The organism is Endozoicomonas sp. SESOKO4, from assembly GCF_024606275.1.
Genome location: NZ_JAHHPS010000113.1, coordinates 1 through 2,255 on the forward strand (window position 1 = coordinate 1; position 2,255 = coordinate 2,255).

Annotated in this window: 3 protein-coding genes and 1 pseudogene; all 4 read left to right on the plus strand. The window is 50.5% G+C overall.

Features of this window, described 5'->3' with window-relative positions:
• Positions 1-524 (plus strand): annotated as a pseudogene (locus KDK16_RS01995) (hypothetical protein); the annotation flags it as partial.
• 14 nt (positions 525-538) lie between these two features.
• The gene (locus KDK16_RS02000; protein ID WP_257274429.1) at positions 539-1,285 is read left to right on the plus strand and encodes a succinate dehydrogenase/fumarate reductase iron-sulfur subunit; all 747 of its coding nucleotides are present in this window, start codon (positions 539-541) and stop codon (positions 1,283-1,285) included.
• Positions 1,285-1,671, plus strand: coding sequence for a hypothetical protein (locus tag KDK16_RS02005; RefSeq protein WP_257255520.1), 387 nt, complete (start codon positions 1,285-1,287; stop codon positions 1,669-1,671). The genes KDK16_RS02000 and KDK16_RS02005 overlap by 1 nt, the downstream gene beginning before the upstream one ends.
• Before the next feature lie 10 nt (positions 1,672-1,681).
• A partial coding sequence (locus KDK16_RS02010; protein WP_306670690.1) for an FAD-binding protein occupies positions 1,682-2,255 on the plus strand: 574 nt, incomplete at its 3' end.

Sequence of the window (2,255 nt, forward strand, 5' to 3'; positions counted from 1 at the left end):
TCACGAAGCTCTGCAATCTTATCGACCCCTTCCTGCATCTCTCCAGCATCGAAAATCTGCGCAATGCGAAGGGCACTGAAAAAGCTTCTCACATTCGTCAAGAGATGGTGAAAACTATGGAGCGTTGCTTTGGTATCTTCCGAATTGGCGAAGAGATGCAGGAAGGGGTCGATAAGATTGCAGAGCTTCGTGAGCGCTTTCGTAATTTACAGGTTGAAGACCGCAGCAAGGTTTTTAACACTGAACTCTTGCAGGCTTTTGAACTGCAAAGCTCCCTGGCTGTTGCTGAAACCATTGCAGTAGGAGCGCTGAATCGAAGGGAATCCCGTGGTGCTCATCAGCGAATTGATGGTTTTGACAATCGTGACGACGAGAACTTCCTGAAACATACTCTGGCATATTATAACGGTGACTCAGCTCCCCGTTTGGACTATCAGGATGTCAATATTACTCGTTATCAGCCAGAAGAGCGTGTTTACGGTGCAGCGGCTGAGAAGGGTGCTGCGGTGCCGGATGCAAAGTGACGGGAGGGCTGTAAATGAGTAAAAAGACAATCAACATCGAAATTCTGAGGTACAACCCGGAAAGCGATGAGAAGCCCGGCTACGGTAGATTTGAGGTTCCTTTTCTTGAAGAGTGGTCTGTGCTGGATGCCCTTGAGTACATCAAGGACGAACTGGACTCTTCTCTGGCCTATCGCTGGTCTTGCCGGATGGCTGTTTGCGGAAGCTGCGGCATGGTCATTAATGGCACGCCCAAGCTGGGCTGTGAGACCTTCCTGAGGGATTACAAAAGCACCATCAAGGTAGAGCCACTGGCCAACTTCCCGATTGAGCGTGACCTGGTGGTGGATGCAGAAGACTTCATCAAAAAACTGGAGTCTGTGAAGCCTTATATTATTAATGCAATGGAAAAACCGGTTGCAGAAGGTGTAAACAAGCAGACACCCAAAGAGCTGGGCCTTTACAAGCAGTTCTCCAGCTGCATTAACTGCATGCTCTGTTACTCAGCCTGCCCACAAATGGGGATTAACCCACTGTTTACCGGGCCAGCCGTTATCGCACTGGGACACCGTTACAATCTGGATACAAGGGATGACGGGTATGATGAGCGCACAGAAGTGATTCAGGGCAAGAACGGTGTTTGGTCCTGTACCTTTGTGGGCTATTGCTCAGAGGTCTGCCCAAAGAATGTCGATCCTGCTGCAGCTATCAACCAGAACAAGTTGCAGGGTGCTCAGGATTGGGCTTTGTCTTTCCTGATGCCGCTTAAAGGAGGTAAGTGATGAGTCGTCGTCCTTATGTGCGTCCCATGAAGCGCACTTGGTATATGGATCATCTTTTTTATCGCACCTACATGATCAGGGAAGCGACCTGTGTGTTTGATGCGCTATACAGCATCAACTTGTTCTTTGGTATTGTTCAGCTGACCCGTGGTGGAGACGCCTGGGAGGGCTGGCTTTCTTTTCAGGCTAATCCTCTGATGATTCTGTTCACGGTTGTGACGCTAGGGATGACTCTGTTTCATGCAGCCACTTATTTTGATATGACACCACGGGTATTGCCTCAGCAGATTCGCAAGATGGTGGCTGATCATGTAGTCAATAAACTGATGTATGCAGGTCTGGCAGGTGTTTCTGTCATTATTTTCGCTGCTGCTGTGCTGTTTTGAGGGAGATGGTATGGCTATGAGAGCGGGGGCGCCACTGAGAGATATGGAGTTTGTTCAATACCATCCAACCGGTCTGCCCGGTTCGGGCATTCTGATGACCGAAGGTTGTCGTGGCGAAGGTGGCATTCTGCTCAATAAGCATGGCTATCGCTATCTTCAGGATTACGGTCTGGGGCCAGAAACACCGGTGGGCCAGCCAAGGAACAAATACATGGAACTGGGCCCGCGTGACAAGCTCTCCCAGGCTTTCTGGAATGAGCAGCGTAAGGGCAACACCATTGAAACTCCTCTTGGTGATGCTGTGCTGCTGGATCTTCGCCATCTGGGTGAAAAGAAATTGATGGAGCGCCTGCCCCTGATCTGCTCACTGGCTAAAAACTATGTAGGTGTTGATCCTGTTCATCAGGCTGTTCCGGTTCGTCCTGCGGTTCACTACACCATGGGGGGGATCCGTACCGATATCAACTGTGCGGCCGATATTCCAGGCCTCTACGCTGCCGGTGAATGCGCCAGCATTGGCATGCACGGTGCTAATCGTTTGGGCTCAAATTCCCTGGCGGAAACGGTGGTATTCGGTGCAATGG

Excerpts from the sequence above, each read along its gene's own strand:
- KDK16_RS02000 (WP_257274429.1), top strand. The coding sequence starts at position 539 with ATGAGTAAAAAGACAATCAACATCGAAATTCTGAGGTACAACCCGGAA.
- KDK16_RS02005 (WP_257255520.1), top strand. The coding sequence starts at position 1,285 with ATGAGTCGTCGTCCTTATGTGCGTCCCATGAAGCGCACTTGGTATATG.